Source organism: Hymenobacter sp. BRD128 (assembly GCF_013256625.1).
Lineage (GTDB): Bacteria > Bacteroidota > Bacteroidia > Cytophagales > Hymenobacteraceae > Hymenobacter.
The window spans coordinates 4,114,275-4,135,285 of sequence record NZ_CP053908.1 but is presented as its reverse complement, the minus strand read 5'-3'; the positions used below and the strand labels follow the sequence as shown (position 1 = coordinate 4,135,285).

Here is a 21,011-nt window from a genome sequence, read left to right as displayed (position 1 = left end):
AGGTTTCGGGCTAGCCGGGCGTAATTTTACGGGTTGCCGGCCGTTAGCGCCAGGGTGGCCGAACATTTTGGGCCGCGCCGGGCGTTGCGACCTACTTACCAGACCAGCTTTCGACGTTGAAAATCGCTATTTCCTTGAGATACTACCGGTTTTGGCTGCTGGCCTGGCTGGGCTTGAGCGCGGCTGGCTGCGCCTCGGACAAGTCGCTGGTAAGCCACGCCCTCAACAACGTGGCCGCCCGCGACAACGGCTTTTTCCTGGCCCGCGAAAAGCTGTGGGCTACTGAGGCCACGCTCTATAAAGGCCGCGGCGACGACTACAACCGCCTGCTGCCCCTCTACCCTACCCTGGATAGCGGCACGGTGCGCGCCACCCGCGCCGACCTAAATGATATTATCAAGAAGGCCTCGTTGCCCATTCAGCACCGGCCGGGCTCCGACTGGACCGATGATGCCTACCTGCTGGTGGGCTGGTCGCGCTTCTACAAGATGGAGTTTGACGACGCCATCCTCACGTTTAAGTACGTGAACAGCACCAGCCGCGACCCGTTTGCCAAGCAGGAGGCGCTAATTGGCTTGATGCGCACCTTCCTCATTACCAAGCAGCTCGACAATGCCAAGGCCGTGTCGGACTTGCTCGATAAGGAAGTGGGCCTGCCCAAAGATGCCCGTGAGCTGTTTCTGGCCAGGGGCGATTATTACCTGCAAACCGAAGAGCCGAAGCTAGCCATCGCGCAGCTGGAAAAGGCCGTGCCGTTGATTCCGGCCAAGAATGAGCGCTCGCGCACGCGCTTCCTGCTGGCGCAACTCTACCAGGCGCAGGGCCAGAACAAGGAAGCCACGGCGCAGCTCAATAACATCTTGAAGCACAACCCGCCGTATGAGCTTGACTTTCAGAGCAAGCTGCTGCTCGGCCAGGTATCGGACCTCGACCAGCAAAGCAAGGCGCGGCTCGATAAGTACTTTGCCGCGCTGCTGAAAGACCCTAAAAACAAGGAGTACCGCGACAAAATCTACTACGAGATGGGCCGGCTAGCCTACCGCCAGCAGAAGTACGCCGATGCGCTGGCGCTGCTGCGCACTTCGGCCAGGCAGCCCACCACCAGCAAGTCGCAGAAAGGCTACACTTACCTGCTGGCCGGGCGCATCTACTACGAGAACCTTCAGAAATACCGGCTAGCGGCGGCATACTACGACAGCACCGCGCGGGCCATGCCCAAGGAGAATCCGCTCTATGCCAGCACAAAAGAGCGCGGCGATATCCTCAAGGAATTTGCCAAGCAATACACTATTATTGAAACGCAGGACAGCCTGCAAGCCCTGGCCAGGCTGCCCGCCGCCGACCTCGACAAGCGCCTGCACACCTATGCCGCCGCCGACCTCGAAGCCAAGCGCATAGCCGAAGCCAAGGCCCAGGACGCCCAGAAAGTGCTGGCCCAGAAGCAGCAGGCCGATGCCAGCCGCATCACTGCCGCACCGAGCGCCTTGAGCGGTAACCAGCGCGACATCAGCAACCCCAATGCCTTCGATGCCACTACGGCGGTAGCCTCGGGCGCGGGCTGGTATTTTGACAACGCGACTTCGCTGGGTACAGCGCGGGCCGACTTTATTCGGCTGTGGGGCGACCGCAAGCTGCAGGACAACTGGCGCACCGTAAATACGCCCAGCAGCTCGCCCAACACGCCGCAAAACGGCGGCGCGCCCGTGAGCATTACCGGCAACGACCAGACCCGCGTAAACGGCAGCGCGCCGGGCGCGGGCGGGTCGGCCGCGCCGGCCGCTGCTGCCGACCCGCTCGCCGCTCAAAATGCGCTGGTAGCTACGTACCGCCAAACCATCCCTACTACGCCCGATAAGCTCCAAGCTTCTGACAAGCAGATAGAAGCGGCCATGTACGCGCTCGGCGGCATCTATAAAGAGCTGCTAAAGGAGAAGCAGCGCGGCTACGAAACCTACGCCGGCGAGGTAACGCGCTACCCGCGCGGCGAGCACGCCCCCGACGCTGATTACCTGCTCTACCTCTACTACAAGGACCTGCCCGACCCGGCCAAGGCGGCGCAGTATGCCGCCGCCTTGCAGCGCGAGTTTCCGGCCTCGACCTACGCCAAGCTCATTGCCGACCCGCTGTATCGCGAGCACGAGCGCGCCCTGCACACTGCCGTAGCCGCTAGGCTCGATTCGGCCTTTACCTTGTATAAGGACCAGTGGTTTACTAAGTCGAAAGCCGTGGTGGCGCGGCTCGAAAAGCAATATCCCAAGAGTGACCTTCAGGACCGGGTGGCGTATTTAAAGCTGCTGCTGGCCGTTCGGACCCAGCCGCCGGTGACGGTGCGAAATTCGGTCAGTCAGTTTGCCAAAGACTACCCCGACAGCCCGCTGGTGCCGCAGGCGCTGGCCTTGGCCGGCGCCTACCAGAAGGCCGAGGCCGGGCAGCTCTACGGCGCGCTGGCCTCGACCGAGAAGCCGCAGCTGTCGTCGGTGTTCCGGCCGGGCGAAGTCGATAACCGCATGCGCATCGCCTACGCCGAAGACGAAACACCCGCCTTGCCACTGGCTAGCCCCGCCCCAGCACCGCCCGCGCCCGCCAATGCCATGTCCGTATCTAAAGCTGCTAGCCTGCGCACGCCTATTCCGGCTCCGGTTGCCTCGGCGCTCCGCCCCAAGACCGACGGCACCACCACGGCACCAGCCGCTACTACGCCCAGCCCGGCCGGCGCTACCGCGCCGGCCACTGCCGCGGCTAGCCCGACACCTGCCCCGGCGGCTCCGGCCGCGCCCGCCGTGGCCTACACTACGCAGCTTAGCGCGGCCCATGCCGTAGTCTTGGTGTATCCGAAGGGCGCGGCACCCGCTGCCGACCTGGCTAGCCAGCTTACGGCGTACAACGGTAAGTTTTTCCGGGCCAATAATCTGACCGTGCAGCCAGCCCAGCCGCTGGGAGCCGACCAGGAAATGGTGGTGGTCCGGTCTTTGCCGGGCTCGAAAGTGGCCCAGAGCTACGCCACCAAGCTGCGCGGTCCGCAGTCGCCGCTAGCTCGCTTGCGGGGCCAGGGCTACCAGGCCATCGTCATCAGCCTGGCCAACCTGGCGCTGCTGCAAGCGGCGGGTGGCGACCTGGCCGGCTACCAACAATTTTACCAGAAGGTTTACCAGTAAGAGAAGTCGGGAAGTAAGAGTGAGGAATTGGGAGTTGCCTTCGCCGCCCGATTTATTTTTCCTTCCTCCTTCCCTACTCCTGATTCAATCCGATGCCCAGCTACCCCACCTCCCCGCCCCGCAAACAACCTCCCGTGCGCCGAGGCTCGCCGCCGCCGGCCCGCAAGGGGCGCTTCGAGGCGTTTACGCGCACGATGTGGGTGCTGTTTGGCGGAGGCGCGCTGGCGCTGCTGCTCTACGTGGGGGCAGTGAGTATCAACTTCATGAACTTGTTTGGGCGGATGCCCAACCTGAAGACGCTCGAAAATCCGAAGAGCGAGCTGGCCTCCGAAATTTACTCGGCCGATGGGGTACTGCTGGGCAAGTACTTCCGCGAAAACCGCACGCCGGTCGAGTACAAAGACCTGCCGCAGAATGTAATCGACGCCCTCATTGCCACCGAGGACGTGCGCTTTGAGGAGCATTCGGGCATCGACTTCAAGAGCATTATGCGCGCCGTGGCGGCACTTGGGCACGCCGGCGGCGGCTCGACCCTGAGCCAGCAGGTGGCCAAAAACCTGTTTAAAACCCGCCCCGGCGAGGAAAGCAATCTCAACGACGGCACCCTCAACGGCCCCGGCAAGCTGGGCCTGCTCATCACCAAAACCAAGGAATGGCTGCTGGCCATCCGGCTCGAGCGCAACTACACCAAGCGCGAGATTCTCCGGATGTATCTGAACACCGTGGATTACGGCTCCAACGCCTTCGGCATCAACACCGCCGCCAAAACGTTTTTCAACAAGAGCCCCAAGCAGCTTACCACGCCCGAAGCGGCCACGCTGGTGGGCATTGTGAACGCCCCTTCGCGCTTTAGCCCGGCGCTGCACCCGGTGCGCTCGAAGCGCCGCCGCAACTGGGTGCTGCAGCAGATGAGCAAGGCCGGCTACCTCTCGGCGGCCGAGATGGTGCGGGATACCGCCAAACCCATTGTGCTGCACTACTCGGTGGAAAGCCCCGTGCAGGGGCTAGCCCCCTATTTCCGCACCGAGGTAGCTAAGTATTTGCAAACCTGGGCCAAGGAAACCGACCACGACCTCTACGCCGATGGCCTGAAAATCTACACCACCCTCGACTCGCGCATGCAGACCTACGCCGAGAAGGCGGTGGCCGAGCACCTAGCCTTGCAGCAAAAGTGGTTTTCGGCCCACTGGAAGGGTCAGCTGCCCTGGCGCGACGAAAACGGCAAGGTCATTCCGCAGTTCCTGGAAACCTCGATGCGCCGCACCCAGCGCTATAAGTCGCTCATGGAGCGCTACGATGGCAACCGCGACTCGGTGAACTACTACCTGCGCAAGAAATACAAGATGACGGTGTTCTCGTGGCAGGGTGAGAAGGAAATGCTGCTGTCGCCGATGGACTCGCTAGCCTACTACAAGCGCTATCTGCAGGCCGGCTTCATGGCCGTGAACCCGCTCAACGGCTATATCAAGGCTTGGGTAGGCGGGCCGAATTACAAGTTCTTCAAATTCGACCATGTGCGGCAGGGCAAGCGCCAGCCGGGCTCTACATTTAAGCCCATTGTGTACACGGCGGCCATCGACCAGGGCTACTCGCCGTGCTTCCCGCGCCCCGATGTAGCCACTACCTTCCCCGGCGCGGCCGGTCGCCCACCCTACACACCCAAGAACTTTGAGGGCGGCTACTCCGGGCGCACCTTCACGCTGCGGCAGGCCCTAGCCAGGTCCATGAATTCCATCACGGCCTGGCTGGTGTATAAGCTCGGCCCTGAAACGGTAGTGGCCTACGCCAAGCGCCTCGGCATCACTTCGCCCATCGACCCGGTGCCGGCCGTGGGCTTCGGGGCGTCCGATTGCAGCATCTTTGAGCTGTGCGGCGCCTACGGCACTTTCGTGAACAAGGGCGTGTGGACCGGCCCCATCATGGTGACGCGCATTGAGGACAAGAACGGCAATGAGCTGCGCCGTTTCGTGGCGCCTACCAAGGAAGCCCTCAGCGAAGAAACAGCCTACGTAATGACTAATATGCTGCAAGCCAGCACTACCGAGCCGGGCGGCACCAGCACTATCCTGCACACGGGCTTCAACTTTCCGTATCAGATTGGGGCCAAAACCGGCACCACCTCCAACTACTCCGACGCGTGGTTTATGGGCATCACGCCCAACCTGGTGTGCGGCATGTGGATTGGCGGCGAAGACCGCAGCATTCACTTCCGCACCGGCGCCTACGGCCAGGGCGCCCGGCTAGCCCTGCCGCTCTACGGCATCTTCATGAAGAAAGTGTATGCCGATAAGTCGCTTGATATTGACCGGGGACCGTTTCCGGCGCCGGCCGCGCCGCTTACCATCGAGTTCGATTGCTCTAAGTACTACGGCGGCCAGCGCGATACCATTCCGGCCGACCAAAAGATGGTGCAGCCTACCCTCGACCCGCTCGATAATAAGGATATTTAGCGCGGCTCCCAAGCCGGTGTACAGCTTAGCTGGTGCGGGCTACCGGCTTGAGAATCGGGCTAGCCGCTGGCTAGCCCCAAATTATAGAAATGGCCGGCGCTTTTCGTCGGCCATTTTTGTTACGGTAAATCCCCGGCGCACCTCCGCGCCTTCCGCTGCGTACCTCTGCGGTAACTTCCCGAAAAGCTCGCCTGACCAACCCGCCCCAACATGGCTGCCAAACCCGAACTACAAGAACAAATAAACCGCCTGCCGCACCAGCCCGGCGTGTACCGCTACTTCGACGACGAGGGCATCATCTACGTGGGCAAGGCCGTGGATTTGCGCAAGCGCGTGAGCAGCTACTTCACCAAGCAGGACCACAACAAGAAAACCCAGCAGCTGGTCAAGAATATCAAGCGCATCGAGTTTACCATCGTCAACTCGGAATCAGATGCCTTTCTACTCGAAAACAATCTCATCAAGCAGCACCAGCCCAAGTACAACATCCTGCTCAAGGATGGCAAGACCTACCCCTACCTGCTGCTGACCAAGGAGCGGTTTCCGCGCCTCATTCCCACGCGCAACAAGCAGCCCGGCGATGGCCAGTATTTTGGGCCCTACGCCAACCAGGGTGGCCTCAACGTGCTGCTAGAGCTCATTCGGGCCCTGTATCCACTCCGCACCTGCACGTATAATATGACGCCCGAAAACGTAGCCGCCGGCAAGTTTAAGGTGTGCCTGGAGTACCACATCGGCAACTGCAAAGGACCGTGTGAAGGCAAGGAAGATGAGGCTACTTACAACCAGTACATTCAGCAAATCCGCCAGATACTCGGTGGCGACTTGCGCCTGCCCAAGCAGTATTTCCGCGATAAGATGACTGCCGCTGCGCAGGAGATGCAGTATGAGCTAGCCCACCAGTTCAAGCAAAAGCTGGATAAGCTCGACGACTTCCAGGCGAAAAGTACTATCGTGAGCGCCACGCTGACCAATATCGACGTGTTTGCCATTGCCTCAAATGAGAAATCGGCGTTCGTCAATTACTTCAAGGTGATGAATGGCAGTATTATTCTCACCCAAAACCTGGAATTAACCAAAAAGCTCGACGAAACGGACGACGAAATCCTGGCCCCGCTCATCATGCAGCTTCGCCAGGAGTTTGAGAGTGAGGCCAAGGAGATTCTCACCAACGTGCCCATTGAAAGCCTGCCGCTGCCCGGCGTCACCTTCACCGTGCCCCAGATTGGCGACAAACGCAAACTCTTGGAGCTGAGCCTCAAAAATGTACTCTACGCCCGTAAGGAGAAGGAGAGCATGAACGAGAAGAGTAAAGACGTGAACGAGGTGCGCATTATGGAGCAGATTAGGAAAGACCTGCACCTGAAAGAGCTTCCTAAGCACATCGAGTGCTTTGACAACTCTAACTTTCAGGGCGACAACCCGGTGTCGGCGATGGTATGCTTTCGCAATGCGCGTCCGAGCAAAAAAGACTACCGCCACTACCACGTGAAAACGGTAGTCGGCCCCAACGACTTCGATACCATGTACGAGGTTATCACGCGCCGCTACCGCCGCCTTGTCGACGAAGGGGCTAGCCTGCCCCAGCTCGTGATAGTAGATGGCGGCAAGGGTCAGCTCAGCATGGCCGTAAAGGCCCTGAAAGACCTCAACCTGTGGGGCCAAATTCCAGTCATCGGCATCGCCAAGCGTCTTGAAGAAATTTACGTCCCCAACGACCCCCTGCCGCTTTATATTGATAAGAAAAGCGAAAGCCTGCGCTTGTTCCAGCGCATGCGCGACGAGGTTCACCGCTTCGGCATCACTTTTCACCGCAACACCCGTGATGCCGCTACCCTCAAAACCGAGCTTACCGACGTGAAAGGGCTAGGCCCCGTAACCGCCGATAAGCTCCTGAGTAAATTCAAGTCGGTCAAAAAAATAAAGGAATTAACCGAAGCCGAACTAATTGCCGAAGTCGGCAAGGCCAAGGCTAAGGTGTTACTTACCTACTTCGGGCAGACCGCAGAGTCAAACTAATCCAAAGAATTTTGCAGCTATGCCCGTTGCGCAGGCTGTCTATTCAAATTTTACTGCATGGGGTGAGATGCCTAGCCTTTGACTATAAGCCACATCGGCCACATGCCAATAAAAAACCGCCCCGGCTTATTAGCCAGGGCGGTTTTTTTGCTTAGCGCAACGGGCGTAGCTGCAAAATTCTTTGGATTAGTTTGACTCTGCGGTTTAGAAGCTCCACAGGCTGTACTCGTATTCTACGAGGTCAGCAGCAGTTTGCTGAGCAGCCAACAGGCCCTGGCGTTCGCCACCATACTGGCTAGCCAGGTCATCGCCAGCCGGGTTCGATACCTTGGTAATGTAAGAATTGAACAGCCACAGCTCAAATGCATCGGCCAGGTTCTTATGCTGGGCATCGTTCTGCGCATTAAACCAGATGGCTTGCTGCGGATTGTTGCGAAACACTTTTACTAGGTCCGAGTACTTAAAAGTGGCGATAGTCTTCTCCAGACCCGAGGTATTATCTTTTAGTGTCGAAGGTAGCTTCAGCGATACCGTCTTAATCTGGTGGTACATCCGCGAGCGCTTCTTGTCGAAAATCATTTCTTCAGTCAGCTCCATCTGGTAGATGTCCTTGGGACGGTATTCAGCCGATGTAGCGGGCGGGGGTGGCGGAGCAGCGGCTACGGTTGAGGTACGCACCGTGCGGTACACGTACTTCCCATTTTTCTTCACCGGTTTGCCGTTTTTATCCAGCACCTTTTCGCGCCGAGAAGCCGAGGCTGCGGGCGTAGAAGCGGCTGGTGCACCCCAGCCATCATTGGCAGGTGCAGGGTTCCGCCGAGCGCTCGGCGCAGGCGCGCCACCCCAGTCGCCACCATTTGCATCGGGGCTGATGGGTGCTTCCAAGGCATACGACATATTCGCCGACATTTCCTTCGGCGTGAACGTCGAGGTTACCGAGTCGTTTTTGTAAGCAGTCAGCTCGCCGCGCTTTACAGCATCTATAATAACCCGGCTGATTTCCTTACCATCCGAAAACATCGGACGGTTTTGCTTCTCACGCAGGTCGATGGCCCGGGTGATGGTTTTGCGGAACATCTGGTCGGAAACCGGGATTTGCCGGATGGCCCCCGTCGTGGCAGTCGAGGTAGCCTGCTCCTGCGCCCGACCCACCAGCGCGGCCATCAGGGCCGCCGCGGTGATAGGCAATGCTTTGAAATAGCGGGTCATAATAGAATTTTAAAAGCTAACGAAATACGTAATTACCTTATTGCACCGACACCGTGAAGGTGCGGGTCATATTCACATCCTCAATTTTACCCTGGAAGTTCTTACGCTGCACGCCTTTCACTTCGATAAATAGACGGTCGTCAGCGCGAGCTGCGTTTGACATTTCGCTGATATCGCCTTGTGGACCATTGATAGATTTAGTTTGCTGCACTGGTCGCTTACCGCGGGCTAGGGTCACTTCAAAACGTGAAACCAGGAAACGAGCATCATCAGGCAGGAAAGTAGCAAATCCAGGGTCAGGAACAGCACGCATTGTAATCGTGCGCAACGAAGCAGCAGATACACCACGCTTGTCTTCCCCGTCGGTGCTGCCAATGTAGCACTTGATAGTCGGCAACGGAATGGGACGCACCTTAAAGGTTTGCGAGCCAATGGCGTTGCCACCGCTGCTTACGTTCAGGGTTACTTCACGGGCGTTGGGTACCAGGGTTACTTCACCCTTCTGACCCGGAATCGTAGCCGCCCCCGAAGCCGAGAAGCTAGGCTGGTACTGGGCACCCAGAGCCGGCACCTGTACGCTTAGCTTGTTGCCGCACTGGTAGTACAGTGCCTGCACCGAAGCCGACTGAATCTGCATTACCGGCTTGGTAATGGTGTAGGGCACCACTACTTTAAAAGTAGTGTCGCGGCCATTCTGGTTGATGCGGATGCTACCAGTCCAGCTAGCCTTTGCGTTACCAGAGGCGTCGAAGTTGCCTGGACGCGCCGTAAACTCGATTTTGCCGTGGTTGGTCTTGGGGTCAACGGCTAGCGCGCTACCGTTGTACGTCATGTTCTGCTTCAGGCCGCTAGCGGCAGCCGTTAAGAACAGTTCAGCCTTATACTTAGTACCGGCGGCTACCGTGTTCGACTCGGCCGAAGCAAACGCACCCAGCTTATCGAATACGATGGTCTTAGCACCTACCTTCTCAGCCTGCTTTTGAAGGGCATCAGCTTCATACTTAAGTACTTCGGTTTCTTTCTGGCTTAGTACAGCGAGGGCAGCTACCAACGGCGTATTCTCGAAGTTCAGCTCAGCGAAGTTCTTGTTCTTCTGCTCGGGGTCAGTCACCCGTGGGTCAACTTTGGCATCCAAGGCTAGCGGCGCGGCACCGGATACAAACTGCCCGATGTAAGACGAGTAGTCATTGAGTGTTTTCTGCATGGGGTAAGCCAAACCGTTTTGCTTGCCGCCAAGCATCGTGATGGCCACCTTGTCTTCGGCGCTCATGTTCTTGTACTCGTTCTTGCCTTTGTCGTTCTCGGTGGCGGCTACGAGCTTTTCGCGCACACCAGCCAAGTAGGCAACTACTTCTTTGGTTTTGCTGCGAATTTCTTCGCTTTGTTTCAGTACTGCCTGGTCAGCTGCCTGATTGCGGTTTTTGGCCACTGCCTCCTGAATACCTTTTACAGTACCGTCGGCCGCCTTATCCGTCTTAGCATTAACGTCAGTCAGGCTGTCGTCAATAAACTTAAATTTCAGCAGAATCGCTGAGTTAACCTGAAGCGCCAGCAGAGCGGTCAGCACGAGATACATCATGCCAATCATCTTCTGCCGCGGTGTTTCTTTTCCGCCTGCCATCTGCTAGAGATATTGCTAAATTATGTGATAGAATAAGCGATGAGTAATAGCTCGCTTAGCTAGCGGCACCAGCCCGCATGGCGTTCAGCATGTTGCCGTACACGCGGTTGAGCGACGACAGGTTGCCCGTGAGGTCGGCCACCTGATGTTGCAGGCTCTCGGTGTCTTTGCCAGCCTGTACCATGTTTTCCATGGCTTTGCCGAGCGTGCCGTAGAACTGGTTCATCGACTTGAGGTGCGTGTTGGCATCCTGCAACTCCATCTCGTACACGGCATTCAGCGCACCGAGGTTCTTAGTCACATTCTGCACTTGCAGGTGGTATTCTTTCGCATCGCCCGTGGCATTCGAGAGCGACGTGATAGCATCTACCGTGTTGGCGTAAGCCTTATTAATGCCATCGAGCGACTGGGCAGCCGTACGCACTTTCTGGGTGTACTCATCGGTCACGTTGGTAGCCTCGCCAAGCTGGCCGAGTTGCGCGGTAGTGGCGCTGAGGCGGTTCAAACCCAGGCCAAGGTTAGTGAGTGCTTCGGGCGTTACGTTGGCATTCTTCAACATATCGTCCAGCTTGCCGGTCAGGCCGTTAGGAGCAGGTGCTTTATCGCGGAAACGGTTATCGTTGGTCGAGGGGTCATAACCTTCGCTCAATTCGGGATATACCAGCGACCAGTCGGTTTCGGCCTGGTGGGGCTGGAACGCGCTCAGGAAAAAGATAACAGCCTCCGTACCCAGACCGACCATCAGCATGACGTCGGCACCTTTCCAGTGCAGGATTTTAAAGAGTGCACCGATGATAACAACTGCTGCGCCAATGCCATATACTTTCGGCATTACATCGTCGTAGAGGAAGTTTTTCTTAACAGCCATTTTGGGTAAAAGCTCAGAAGCTTAATTAAAAAGAGAGAAAGATGAAGAGGACTACTACTAAGGAAGACTAATTGAGACGGCGGTTGGTGCCCATGCCAATCTGAATCATGGAGCAACGGAAGCCGATGTACGAGCGGGCCGAGTCCTGGTATTCGAAATTGCGGGTGCCGGTTTCGAGGAAATACTGAATATCTTTCCAAGAGCCGCCACGGACTACTTTGCGGGGTTCGTTATCGTCCGGGTTGGTCGGGTTCAAGTCCCAAACTACCGGTACGGAGGCTTCCATGTAGGCGTCGTCGCACCATTCGCTCACGTTGCCGGCCATGTCATACAGGCCGAAGTCGTTGGGGAAGTACGAGCCTACCTCTGAGGTATAAGCATAGCCGTCGGAAGCGTAGTCGCCCCGGCCGGGCTTAAAGTTGGCTAGCATGCAGCCTTTGGTATTGCGAACGTAAGGGCCGCCCCAGGGGAAGGTAGCGCCTTCGCGACCACCGCGGGCGGCGTATTCCCACTCAGCCTCTGAGGGCAAGCGGAAGTTCGGGTACGGAGCGTCGCCGGTTTCCTCGGCGGTCGTGTTCTTATACTTAGTGCGCCAGTTGCAGAAATAACGGGCGGCAAACCAGTCAACCCCCACTACGGGGTAGTCATCGAAGGCCGGGTGCGAATAGTAATATTCCAGGAGCGGGTCACCCATGTGATAAGTAAAGTCACGCACCCAAACAGTAGTATCCGGATAAAGCTCGGTTTTGATATAATCTTCCCCTAGCGCCTCCACCGAGTCCGTCATAATAGCGTTCACAAACTGCCGGTATTCGTTGTTCGTGATTTCGGTTTCGTCCATGTAGAAGCCGGCAATAGTTACCTGCTTGTTCATGTTTACCATCGAAGCCGCAATATCCTGGTCGGTTTGGCCCATATGGAACGTGCCGCCGGGGCAAGGAACCATCCCGAAGGGCACTTCTTGGGGGTTAAAGATAGGCCGGTCGTCGGTACCAACTAGGTCGCCCTGGAAGTTTTTAGTAAAACAGCCACCTAGAAATACCCCCGATAAGGCGAGTAGGGGTAATACCAGAAATTTTTTCATAATAGGAAGAAAGAACTAATTTATAATCAGGCTGCGATTGGGGCAAATTGTGTAATTACTGGCAAATCTACGTTATCCAAAGTAGCCGCACAATATGAAAAACCCGTGTGAAGCGGCTAATTCGCTAAGTAGGCAAAAAAACTCGTTTAATGACCCTAAAATCCTAAGTTAGATACAATATAAGCTGCAATTAATGCGGCTTATAACTGTAAATTTTACCCCCATAACAGTTTAGTAACTATAACGCGGGGTGCGAATGGCCGGGCGAACGAGCGGTACAGACTTGGGCAAGCGTAGCGAAAGCATTATTTCGTGAGAGCTGAAAGCGCGGGCTGCCTGATTGAAAGCAATAAAGTCGAAGGCGTAGCCAATGCGGTAGCGATTATCAGGGCCGAAGCCGTAGCCGAGCAGGCCGGATATTGATTCGTCGTATCGATAGTTCAGGCCAGCCCAAAACTGGTCGTTTAGTGTTGCCCGCACACCCGTCTCGAAAGAGTAGTTGTGCTGGTTGTCGTACTTGCTTTTGGTATCGTATCGGCCTGGCAATACGGCTTTTACTAATACCATCGGCGTGACCGTAACGTTCGATGACGCCTCGATATTGTAGCCAGTAGTAAAGTAGGCATGGTTCTCGCCCAGATATTGGCTAGCTACCCCCTGCACGCCATTGCTCTTGAATGTATATTCGGAGCGAAACAGGTTATTTAGGCTCAGACCAGCGTAAAACTTAGGCGCTTCGTACCAGATGCCGGCGCCCGCGTCAAACTTATGGTCGGAGGCATTAGCCGGGATGTTGACATCGTTAGGGTCAATGGCTCGGTAAGTACCTTTCCCAATATAGGTATAAATACCTTGAATACCAATGCCAAGCTGGCCACTCCCTAGCTTGACATGCTGCGAGTATGAAAGCGCGGCGTTGGTCATCTTCGTCACGCCCGCCTGGTCGTAATACACTACCAGTCCTAGGCCGCCATTGAGGGGTAAAATAGGCACCGACGCCGATACCATACCCGTGCGTGGCGAACCATTGTCGTCGCCGAGTGAGTTGCTCAGATTCAGGTACTGATAGCGACCGATAATATTGACCTCCGTTTGGCCCTTAATCCCGGCGTAGGCCGGATTTAGGTACATGCTATTGAGGCCGTAGTGCGTGAACTGTGGCTGTTGTTGGGCGAGCGCCGGCACAGCCCCCGCCGCTAGCAGCGTGGCAAGTACAATTCCTTTCATGGGAGCGACGAAGAAAGGGGACGAGAAAAGAGTAGGAGAAGAGCAGGTAGCGTACGCAACCTACGTTCAAATGTAACCAACAACCACCCGTGAAAAGCTCCCAGCCGAGAAAAGAAACGACCGGCCGAAGTATTCAATCGGCCGGTCGGAGGGTGAGTTCGGCTAGTGGCTGGCCGACTTGTCTTTACCGGTTAGGATACCCGACTGGGCGGCGTGCTGCCGGATGTAGGCCTCGATAGCGCCCGTCATCGACGGTGCGTTGGGCATAGGAGCCTCTATATCAAGAATTAAATTGGCGTCGCGGACGGCCTTGGCAGTAGTGGGGCCGAAGGCAGCGATGCGGGTACCATCCTGCGTAAAATCAGGAAAATTAACGAATAGCGAGCTGATGCCTGACGGGCTAAAAAAGGCCAGACAGTCGTACTTCACCTCGGCCAAGTCGGAGAGGTCGCTGGCCACCGTGCGATAAATCACGGCTTCGGTGAATTTGAGGTTGTTAGCCCGCATAAACTCAGGCAGGTCATCCTTGCGAATATCGGAGCAGGGATATAAAAACTTCTCGCCCTTATGCTTCTTAATTACCTCAAATAGGTCGGCGGCCGTGCGCAGGCCTACGAATAGCTTGCGCTTACGCAGCACAATGTATTTCTGGAGGTAATTAGCCGTTTGTTCCGAAATACAGAAATACTTCATTTCGGCGGGCATCTCCAGCTTGGCTTCCTGGCAAATCCGGAAGAAGTGGTCGACGGCGTTGCGACTGGTGAAAATGACCGCCGTATGCTCCAAAATGTTGACTTTATCCTTACGGAACTCTTTGTACGGTACGCCCTGCACGTCGATAAACTCCCGAAAATCTACGCGGATACCGTATTTCTCAGCCAGCAAAGAGTAAGGCGAAACGTCGTTGGCAGGTTTAGGCTGGGTAACCAGAATGCTACGAATGGGCTTGGCGTGCCGGTCCGAACCCGGTTGTGCTGCGCTCTCGGCCATAGAAAGAAAAAAGGGTAACGCTAGAACTATAGAAGAAAAATAAGCCTCACCTCGGTGGCTCGGCGCTGCTTAGGCAGGATAAGTAAACACAATGAGTTTCAATAATACCGCTAAAGGCAGTACTTCGGTAGCACAAAGGTACGCGAACAAATGAAGATTCAGTAAGGAGGCCCGATGGTGCAACGTTCGCGCCACGCGCAGCACCGTGACTGTGAGCAGCAGCAGCACACAGCCGTTGGCTAGGCCAACAACGCCGGGCCAGCGAGCGTTCAATCCGAGATATAGCAGGAGCACGAGGGGCAGCAGCAAGCCGAGCAGCAAGGTAGTGCGCAAAAACTCGCGGTAGTGCAGATTGACCAGCAGGCGTAGGTCGAATATATAGCTTAATAACTCTACCAACAAGTACTTGCCTAGCACAAAGCTGAGGATAAGACTGGTGTACACAAAGACGCGCGCCACGATGGCCGACTCGGGCACATCAAATACTTGCTGAAACAGCGGCAAGCTGCTGAAATCGGTATGCAGCGCCGTGAGTAGCAGGGCTAGCGAAAACGAGAATAGCAGTACCAAGCCCATATTGAGCCAGGTAAAGGCGGGGCGGGCCAGAAAATTTTGCGGGTCGGTGGAGCTACCAAACAGCTCATTTACCTGCAAAATGCGGGCTAGCCCGGCTGGATAAGTACTGCGCACTACGCCGTATAACAAGCCTAATACCAACAGAAATACCAATAATACATTAGTGCCCTGCCCCGCGGGCAGGCGGAGCTGCAGGCGGGGCAGCTGCGCCGCAGGGACCATGGCCGGGGTCGTCGGCTGCGCCGAGACACTTACCGCGGCACCGAAGGAACTAAGGGCAGGGTAGCCATCGGGCTGCCACACGGCCAGCAGATGGGGCCGCCCTAGCTGGCTGGCTGGTACCACTGCCGCCAGGTCGAGGCTGAAACGGCCCGCAGTCGGGGCCGTGAACTGCAGCTGATTATCAAGAAAGATACTTAGCCCCGGCGCGGCGGCAAAGGACAGTACGAAGGGCTGCCGGGGCCGGAAACGCACCCACTGGTAGTAGGTATGCGCCGGCGCGTGGTAGCCCGGCAAATACAGAATCAGGCGGTTGCCGGCCGCATCGTGCAACAACCATTCATCGGGCGCCAGGCCGGGTGTGGCGGCGGGCGGCAGCGGCTGATACTCGGCAGCGTGGCTCGGCAGCGACCAGACTAAGCCTAGCAGCAGCCAGGCTAGCAGACTGGCCCAGTGGCGATACATAAGAAAGCTACCTGCCATCGCAGCGGTGGTGGAATATCAGGAGGAAGCAACCTGCCGACGCGCAGCCCGGCTCTGGTACACGCCCATAAACACGCTGAGCAACATGCCAAACAATACCAGAATACCGATGAGCGGCAGGTTGCCTAAAAAGTAGAAGTTGATTACGAATAGTATCACCACAATATTGAGCAAGCCCAGGAGCAGTACGGTGCTGATTTGGGGGAAACCCATGGCCATAATGCGGTGGTGCACGTGGTTTTTATCGGGCGAAAAGGGCGACTGGCCAGCCGCCATGCGCAGAATAAACACGCGCAGCGTATCGAACAGCGGCACAAACAATACCCCCAGCGTAACGGCCGGCGCCGCGTTGCCAAACGGCTGCCCCGTGCGGTTGCCCAACTCGATAAACTGAATGGCCAGAACAGACACAATAAAGCCGCACACCAGCGAGCCGGTATCGCCCATAAAAACGCTGGCTTTATGAAAATTATAGCGCAAAAAGCCTAGCATGCCGCCAATAAGGCACACTGCCACGAAGGCGTAGTTGCTAAAGGTTGCTCCGCCGTAGCGATAGAAATAATATCCGAACGTGCCGGTGAGAATGAGCACAATGGTGCCCGCTAGCCCATCGAGGCCGTCAATAAGGTTGATAGCATTGGTAATGCCGATAATCATCACAAACGTGAAGGCGTAGCTGACGCCCACCGGCAGCGTATAAATGCCCAGAATGCCCTGAAAGCTGGTCACGCGCACATCAGCCATTATCATCACTACGCCGCTGGCCAGCAGCTGGCCCACAAACTTTTTGGCCACCGAAATCGTCACCAGGTCATCCTTCAGGCCCACGAAAAAGAGGATGATGCAGCCCGCCAGCAACTCCTTCACGCCGTTGTTGAGCGGGGCGAAAATGGTGAGCGCCGACATAAACCCCGCAAATACGGCCACGCCGCCCAGGCGTGGCGTCAGCGACTTGTGCACGGTGCGGCCGTTGGGGGCATCGAGCAGGTTTTTGAGGTGCGCAATGTGCACGATGGAAGGCACGGCAAACATGGACACGAGCAGGGCCCACAGGCCAGCTAGCCCCAGATAAACGCTAAAATGGTCGCCGATAACAGGAGTTGTAATTTGTAATAAGCTCGTCATTAGGAAGTAGCGGGATATAACAGATAAAACAAAGAACTCGCTGGCGCAGGGGCTAGCTGTGCAGCACGCCCGCCCGCCCGCCCAGCAGGGCTAGCGGGCTAAGATTGGCCGGCACAATGGAATCGGGCACAAACAAAAACTTCTTGTCGAAAATGCGCCCTTCCTGGTAGTAGCTCACCCAATACTGGTTGGTGAGGTGAAAAACGGCGGGGTCAATCAGCTCGACCGGCGTGGCCGAGCGGGGCGCCACCCGCTCGAACCGGTAGCGCAGCGTGGAGGTGCGCACGGCTTCACCGGTGGGCTGGGTGCCGTAGCCTTCGGCCGCGATGAGGACGGTTTCGAGCGGCATGTCATTATCATTCAGCAAGTAAACCGTCCAGGCGGGCTGGCCGGCGGTGCCGGGTGCACCCTGCTCATCAGGCACAATGGCAATGGAAACGCCCGCTACCGGGTCAAACGAAATATCCTGTTTCATGAAGCAGACAAAGGGCTTGCCATTGGCGCGGCCACCACGCGGGCGTCGAACTGCACCAGCAGGGCGGCCAGCAGGCGCTCCTGCACTTCCGCTACGGGCACGGCGCGGCCCAGCTCGGCTTGCAGCGAGGTCACGGCCTTGTCGGTGATGCCGCAGGGCACGATGTAGCCAAAATAAGTAAGGTCGGTATTAACGTTGAGGGCCAGGCCGTGGAGCGTGACCCAGCGGCTGCACCGCACGCCCATTGCGCAGATTTTGCGCGGGTTGGCGGCGCCTGCTTCCCACCCTAGCCACACGCCGGTAAGGCCCGCGATGCGGCCGGCGCGCAGTCCATACGTAGCCAGGGTTTGAATAACCGCCTCTTCGAGCGCCCGCAGATACCAATGAATGTCGGGCCGAAAGTTTTCGAGGTCGAGCAGCGGATACGCCACCAGCTGGCCAGGGCCGTGGAAGGTGATGTCGCCGCCTCGGTTGATGCGGTGAAACGTGGCGCCGTGCGCCGCCAGGGCCGCCTCATCGAGCAGCAGGTGCTCGGGCTTGCCGCTCTTGCCCAGCGTGTAGGTGGGCGGGTGCTGGCAAAAAAGCAGGTGATTGGGCGTAGGCTGCGGCGGCTGGCTAGCCGCCTCGGCTTGGCGATTGTGCGCTTTAATAGCCAGCGTATCGGCTAGTAAGTGCTCCTGCAAGTCCCAGGTGGGCACGTAGGGCACCAGACCCAGCCGCTGCACCTGAATGCCGCGCTGGGCAGTAGCGCCTGACGGTTCGGCCGCTGATACAGCCGCAGCGGTTTCGGCTACCGGAGCAATGGGGGCCACGCAGGCCGGGTATATATCCATCGGGAAGGCAGAAAAAAGACGGGCTGGTGAGGCAAAGTTACTTCGCACCAAATGGTTTAGCTTGCGCGCCGGCTGGGCTAGCCCGCCTACTTGCCCAGCTTACAACCATTTTTTATAAGCTCCTCAAGCTCTCAACCAATTAGTTATGCCAACCACTGCGCACGCCCTGGGGCAAGCCGGCGAAGCCGCCGCTGCCGACTTTTATCGGCGGGCGGGCTACGAAGTCTTAACCCAGGGCTACCGCCACGGCCGGGCCGAGGTAGACCTGGTGGTGCGCCAGGGCACGACGCTGCTGGTATTTGTGGAAGTAAAAACCCGCTCGGGCGGCCAGTATGGCCCACCCGAGACCTTTGTTTCGGCCCGCAAAAAAGAGCTTTTTCGGCTGGCTGCCACGCACCTGCAAGAGGAGCTGGACTGGCGCGGCGACATCCGCTTCGATATCTTGGCCGTGACGCAGCTGCACAGCGGCTTCCGACTGGAGGCGTTTGAGGATGCTTTCTATTGAGTTGAGAAGTTGGCATGGGGCATGAGAAATTATCGCCAAGGTGAGTGTTCAGGCCCCCCGTCAGCTTCTCAATTCGCCGTCGGGGCTGGCGTGGGCGACACGGCGGGCGGCGTAGCGGCCGGCGGGTGGTAGCCGGGGCGGCGGTCCTGGGCCTTGCGCACGGGCGGGCGCGGCACGGGGGCGCCGTGGTTGCCGGGGCGGCGCGTGTCCTTGACGGGTGCGGCGTCGGGGTCGGCCTCGCCGCGCTTGTCGATATTCTTCTCCTTATCGAAGATGACGGAGCCGCCGCGGCTGTATTCGCGCACCAGCTCGGGCTCTTCTACCTCGGGCTCGTAGCCGCTCTCGCCGTACTGAAACACGTAGTGCGGATACTTTTTGTAGTCGCCGAAGTTGGTCCACTCCCCTACCCGGCGGCCGTTCTCGAAGTGGCCGGTCCACTCGCGGCGGCCATCGTTGCGAAACTTTGCGTAATCGCCTTCCAGCTTGCCGTTTACGTAGGGCACTACTTCCCTCAGCATCGTCTGGCCGGCGTCGTAATAGCTGATGTTGGCATCGCGCGGGAAGCCCATTTCGTAGTGGGTTTTGGTAAGAAGGTTACCCTTCACGTCAAATTTTTCCCAGCGCAGGTGGCGGGTGCCATGGGCAAAGTAACCGGTTTCGAGCACCTGGTTATTCTGCATTTTCTTGTAGGGGCCGTGCAGCACCTTATCAGTTGAGGCATCCAGCTCACCGATGGCCTTGTATATTTTATGTTTTTTGGCGCTGTAGTAGTAGGCGGCCGGCGCCATTGGGTCGGGCTGCTTAAACGTTTTGAGGTAATAAAACACCTCAACAATCTGGTTGCGGCCCTTGGGGCCCGACTTCACATAAGCCTTCTTAATGCGCTCGCCCAGAAATATCTTTTTCTTGATGGGCTTGTTGCGCTGGGCAGCTTTTTCCTCGTCCTTGGCGGCCTTTTCTTCGGCCTTGGTGAGCACGGCTTTCTTGCCGGCCGTGCTGAGTTTGGGCGCGCCTTTGCGGGCGGTGGTGGTGAGCGTATCGCCGGGCGCGCCGAGGCTAGCCACGGCTATGTCGCCGGGGCGTGAGTTGAACGAAACCGTTTTGCGGGTGCAGGCCACCGCCAGCAGGGCCAGCAGCCCCAGCAGCGCCCGAGAACGAAGCAACGACATGGAAATGAGTACTGAAATTATCCGGCAGCCCAACGCAAAAGTATCGGGTTTTGGTGCCCGGCTAGCACTACTGAGGAATTTGGCAGGAAGAATTACCCTAGCGGCAATCCTACCCGCTGCCTTTCAAATTCTAAATTTCAGCTTCAATCTTGTCGCCCTTCACCAGCAGGCTCAGCCGAAACCCTTGGCCGCCGATAGGCTGGCCAGCCGGCTGCGTAGCGTAGTTGCTGGCCGTGAGGTGGCGGCCATCGACGAGCACTACTACTTCATCGCCAAATACTTCGGGCGCCCGGCCGGGACGGAAAATAACGCCCGTTTCTTCGCTAAGGCCCAGGCCCAGCAGCGTGGGGTGGGCCAGCACGGCATGCAGCAGGCGCGGGTAGCGGGCGCGCTCGGCAAAGTGCTGGTCTATCAGCAGGTTGGGCAAAATGGCCAGCCCCGGAATCACCTCAATGCCGCCAGCCAGCAGGCTGCGCCAGCCCCGGCCAGCCACTAGCATCTGGCCGCCCAGCGCCGAGGCGCCGGCGCTGGTGCCGGCCAAGATAAACCCGGTCTCGTGCTGGCAGCGGCGGCGCAGTACTTCCAGAAACTCGGTACCCAGCAGCAATTCGGTGAGACGCTCCTGGTCGCCGCCGGTGAGGAATACGAGCGCGGCGGCCCGCAGGCGGGCTAGCGTGGCCAGGGCATCGGCGGGGTGGTCTTCATCGACCTGCAGGTGGCCTACGTGGGGGCAGCCCAGCTTGTGCAGCACGCGGGCGTAGGCGGCGTGGGTGCGGGCCGGCTCGTGGGCCGTGGCGGTAGTCAGAATCTCGATGCGGGCGGTGCGGGCGGGCAGCAGCTCGGCCAGCAGGGCTAGCGTGGGGTCGTCGTAGCCACCGCCCAGCACCACAATGGTGCCCTGGGGCGTAGCAGTGGCGGCGGACGAAGGAATAACGGAAGACAAAACGACAATCGAAAGCAGATACAGCAGCGAAGTACGCCAAAAATGCTGGCCGGGCTGCCG

The 21,011-nt window shown here is 57.8% G+C and carries 16 protein-coding genes; 4 read left to right on the top strand and 12 right to left on the bottom strand.

Translation table 11 applies throughout. The features are described from left to right. Nucleotides 1-116 precede the first annotated feature (116 nt). From GKZ68_RS18340 to uvrC, 3 genes are all read left to right on the top strand, one after another. The gene (locus GKZ68_RS18340; RefSeq protein ID WP_173117350.1) at nucleotides 117-3,155 is read left to right on the top strand and encodes a lipopolysaccharide assembly protein LapB; all 3,039 of its coding nucleotides are present in this window, start codon (nucleotides 117-119) and stop codon (nucleotides 3,153-3,155) included. 92 nt (nucleotides 3,156-3,247) lie between these two features. Next, a complete protein-coding gene (locus GKZ68_RS18335) occupies nucleotides 3,248-5,605 on the top strand; it encodes a penicillin-binding protein 1A (RefSeq protein ID WP_254244062.1) in 2,358 nt (785 codons plus the stop codon). 210 nt (nucleotides 5,606-5,815) lie between these two features. Next, a complete protein-coding gene (gene uvrC, locus GKZ68_RS18330; protein WP_173117348.1) occupies nucleotides 5,816-7,624 on the top strand; it encodes an excinuclease ABC subunit UvrC in 1,809 nt (602 codons plus the stop codon). 204 nt (nucleotides 7,625-7,828) lie between these two features. On the opposite strand, the gene gldN is transcribed toward uvrC, so the two are convergent. From gldN to lipB, 10 genes are all read right to left on the bottom strand, one after another. Then, a complete protein-coding gene (gene gldN / locus GKZ68_RS18325; protein ID WP_173117347.1) occupies nucleotides 7,829-8,833 on the bottom strand; it encodes a gliding motility protein GldN in 1,005 nt (334 codons plus the stop codon). A gap of 37 nt (nucleotides 8,834-8,870) precedes the next feature. Further along, nucleotides 8,871-10,454, bottom strand: a complete 1,584-nt coding sequence (gene gldM / locus GKZ68_RS18320; RefSeq protein WP_173117345.1) for a gliding motility protein GldM — start codon at nucleotides 10,452-10,454, stop codon at nucleotides 8,871-8,873. A gap of 55 nt (nucleotides 10,455-10,509) precedes the next feature. After that, nucleotides 10,510-11,322: a gliding motility protein GldL gene (gene gldL / locus GKZ68_RS18315; RefSeq protein ID WP_173117343.1), complete on the bottom strand. Its 813-nt coding sequence runs from the start codon at nucleotides 11,320-11,322 to the stop codon at nucleotides 10,510-10,512. A 67-nt stretch (nucleotides 11,323-11,389) separates the two neighbouring features. Next, nucleotides 11,390-12,406: an SUMF1/EgtB/PvdO family nonheme iron enzyme gene (locus GKZ68_RS18310; protein ID WP_173117341.1), complete on the bottom strand. Its 1,017-nt coding sequence runs from the start codon at nucleotides 12,404-12,406 to the stop codon at nucleotides 11,390-11,392. Between the two features lie 231 nt (nucleotides 12,407-12,637). Beyond that, a complete protein-coding gene (locus GKZ68_RS18305; RefSeq protein ID WP_173117333.1) occupies nucleotides 12,638-13,633 on the bottom strand; it encodes a PorP/SprF family type IX secretion system membrane protein in 996 nt (331 codons plus the stop codon). Nucleotides 13,634-13,795: 162 nt separating this feature from the next. After that, nucleotides 13,796-14,623 (bottom strand): uroporphyrinogen-III synthase, encoded by an 828-nt coding sequence (locus GKZ68_RS18300; protein ID WP_173117331.1) that lies wholly within the window; start codon nucleotides 14,621-14,623, stop codon nucleotides 13,796-13,798. Nucleotides 14,624-14,692: 69 nt separating this feature from the next. Then, nucleotides 14,693-15,883, bottom strand: coding sequence for a DUF4271 domain-containing protein (locus GKZ68_RS18295; RefSeq protein WP_173117329.1), 1,191 nt, complete (start codon nucleotides 15,881-15,883; stop codon nucleotides 14,693-14,695). A gap of 36 nt (nucleotides 15,884-15,919) precedes the next feature. Further along, nucleotides 15,920-17,026, bottom strand: a complete 1,107-nt coding sequence (locus tag GKZ68_RS18290; protein WP_254244061.1) for an MraY family glycosyltransferase — start codon at nucleotides 17,024-17,026, stop codon at nucleotides 15,920-15,922. Nucleotides 17,027-17,078: 52 nt separating this feature from the next. After that, a complete protein-coding gene (locus tag GKZ68_RS18285; protein WP_173117327.1) occupies nucleotides 17,079-17,501 on the bottom strand; it encodes a hypothetical protein in 423 nt (140 codons plus the stop codon). After that, on the bottom strand, nucleotides 17,498-18,334 hold the full coding sequence (lipB, locus tag GKZ68_RS18280) for a lipoyl(octanoyl) transferase LipB (RefSeq protein WP_173117325.1): 837 nt from the start codon (nucleotides 18,332-18,334) through the stop codon (nucleotides 17,498-17,500). Before lipB ends, GKZ68_RS18285 begins: the two co-directional genes overlap by 4 nt. A 145-nt stretch (nucleotides 18,335-18,479) precedes the next feature. On the opposite strand from lipB, the gene GKZ68_RS18275 reads away from it, so the two are divergent. Beyond that, nucleotides 18,480-18,839 carry a YraN family protein gene (locus GKZ68_RS18275; protein ID WP_173117323.1) on the top strand — a complete coding sequence of 120 codons (360 nt, stop codon included), beginning with the start codon at nucleotides 18,480-18,482 and terminating at the stop codon, nucleotides 18,837-18,839. Nucleotides 18,840-18,907: 68 nt separating this feature from the next. Here GKZ68_RS18275 and GKZ68_RS18270 read toward each other — a convergent pair whose 3' ends face one another. Together GKZ68_RS18270 and GKZ68_RS18265 are read right to left on the bottom strand one after the other, a co-directional pair. Then, nucleotides 18,908-20,008: a toxin-antitoxin system YwqK family antitoxin gene (locus GKZ68_RS18270; protein ID WP_173117321.1), complete on the bottom strand. Its 1,101-nt coding sequence runs from the start codon at nucleotides 20,006-20,008 to the stop codon at nucleotides 18,908-18,910. A gap of 130 nt (nucleotides 20,009-20,138) precedes the next feature. Next, entirely contained in the window at nucleotides 20,139-20,951 is an 813-nt protein-coding gene (locus tag GKZ68_RS18265; protein WP_173117319.1) for a cyanophycinase, read from the bottom strand. Between the last annotated feature and the right edge of the window lie 60 nt (nucleotides 20,952-21,011).

What these genes read in the sequence shown, in the direction of transcription:
- gldL (WP_173117343.1), bottom strand. Translation starts at nt 11,322, where the DNA reads ATGGCTGTTAAGAAAAACTTCCTCTACGACGATGTAATGCCGAAAGTA.
- GKZ68_RS18310 (WP_173117341.1), bottom strand. Translation starts at nt 12,406, where the DNA reads ATGAAAAAATTTCTGGTATTACCCCTACTCGCCTTATCGGGGGTATTT.
- GKZ68_RS18305 (WP_173117333.1), bottom strand. Translation starts at nt 13,633, where the DNA reads ATGAAAGGAATTGTACTTGCCACGCTGCTAGCGGCGGGGGCTGTGCCG.
- gldM (WP_173117345.1), bottom strand. Translation starts at nt 10,454, where the DNA reads ATGGCAGGCGGAAAAGAAACACCGCGGCAGAAGATGATTGGCATGATG.
- lipB (WP_173117325.1), bottom strand. Translation starts at nt 18,334, where the DNA reads ATGGATATATACCCGGCCTGCGTGGCCCCCATTGCTCCGGTAGCCGAA.
- GKZ68_RS18275 (WP_173117323.1), top strand. Translation starts at nt 18,480, where the DNA reads ATGCCAACCACTGCGCACGCCCTGGGGCAAGCCGGCGAAGCCGCCGCT.
- uvrC (WP_173117348.1), top strand. Translation starts at nt 5,816, where the DNA reads ATGGCTGCCAAACCCGAACTACAAGAACAAATAAACCGCCTGCCGCAC.
- GKZ68_RS18335 (WP_254244062.1), top strand. Translation starts at nt 3,248, where the DNA reads ATGCCCAGCTACCCCACCTCCCCGCCCCGCAAACAACCTCCCGTGCGC.
- GKZ68_RS18300 (WP_173117331.1), bottom strand. Translation starts at nt 14,623, where the DNA reads ATGGCCGAGAGCGCAGCACAACCGGGTTCGGACCGGCACGCCAAGCCC.
- GKZ68_RS18290 (WP_254244061.1), bottom strand. Translation starts at nt 17,026, where the DNA reads ATGACGAGCTTATTACAAATTACAACTCCTGTTATCGGCGACCATTTT.
- GKZ68_RS18295 (WP_173117329.1), bottom strand. Translation starts at nt 15,883, where the DNA reads ATGTATCGCCACTGGGCCAGTCTGCTAGCCTGGCTGCTGCTAGGCTTA.
- GKZ68_RS18270 (WP_173117321.1), bottom strand. Translation starts at nt 20,008, where the DNA reads ATGTCGTTGCTTCGTTCTCGGGCGCTGCTGGGGCTGCTGGCCCTGCTG.
- GKZ68_RS18285 (WP_173117327.1), bottom strand. Translation starts at nt 17,501, where the DNA reads ATGAAACAGGATATTTCGTTTGACCCGGTAGCGGGCGTTTCCATTGCC.
- gldN (WP_173117347.1), bottom strand. Translation starts at nt 8,833, where the DNA reads ATGACCCGCTATTTCAAAGCATTGCCTATCACCGCGGCGGCCCTGATG.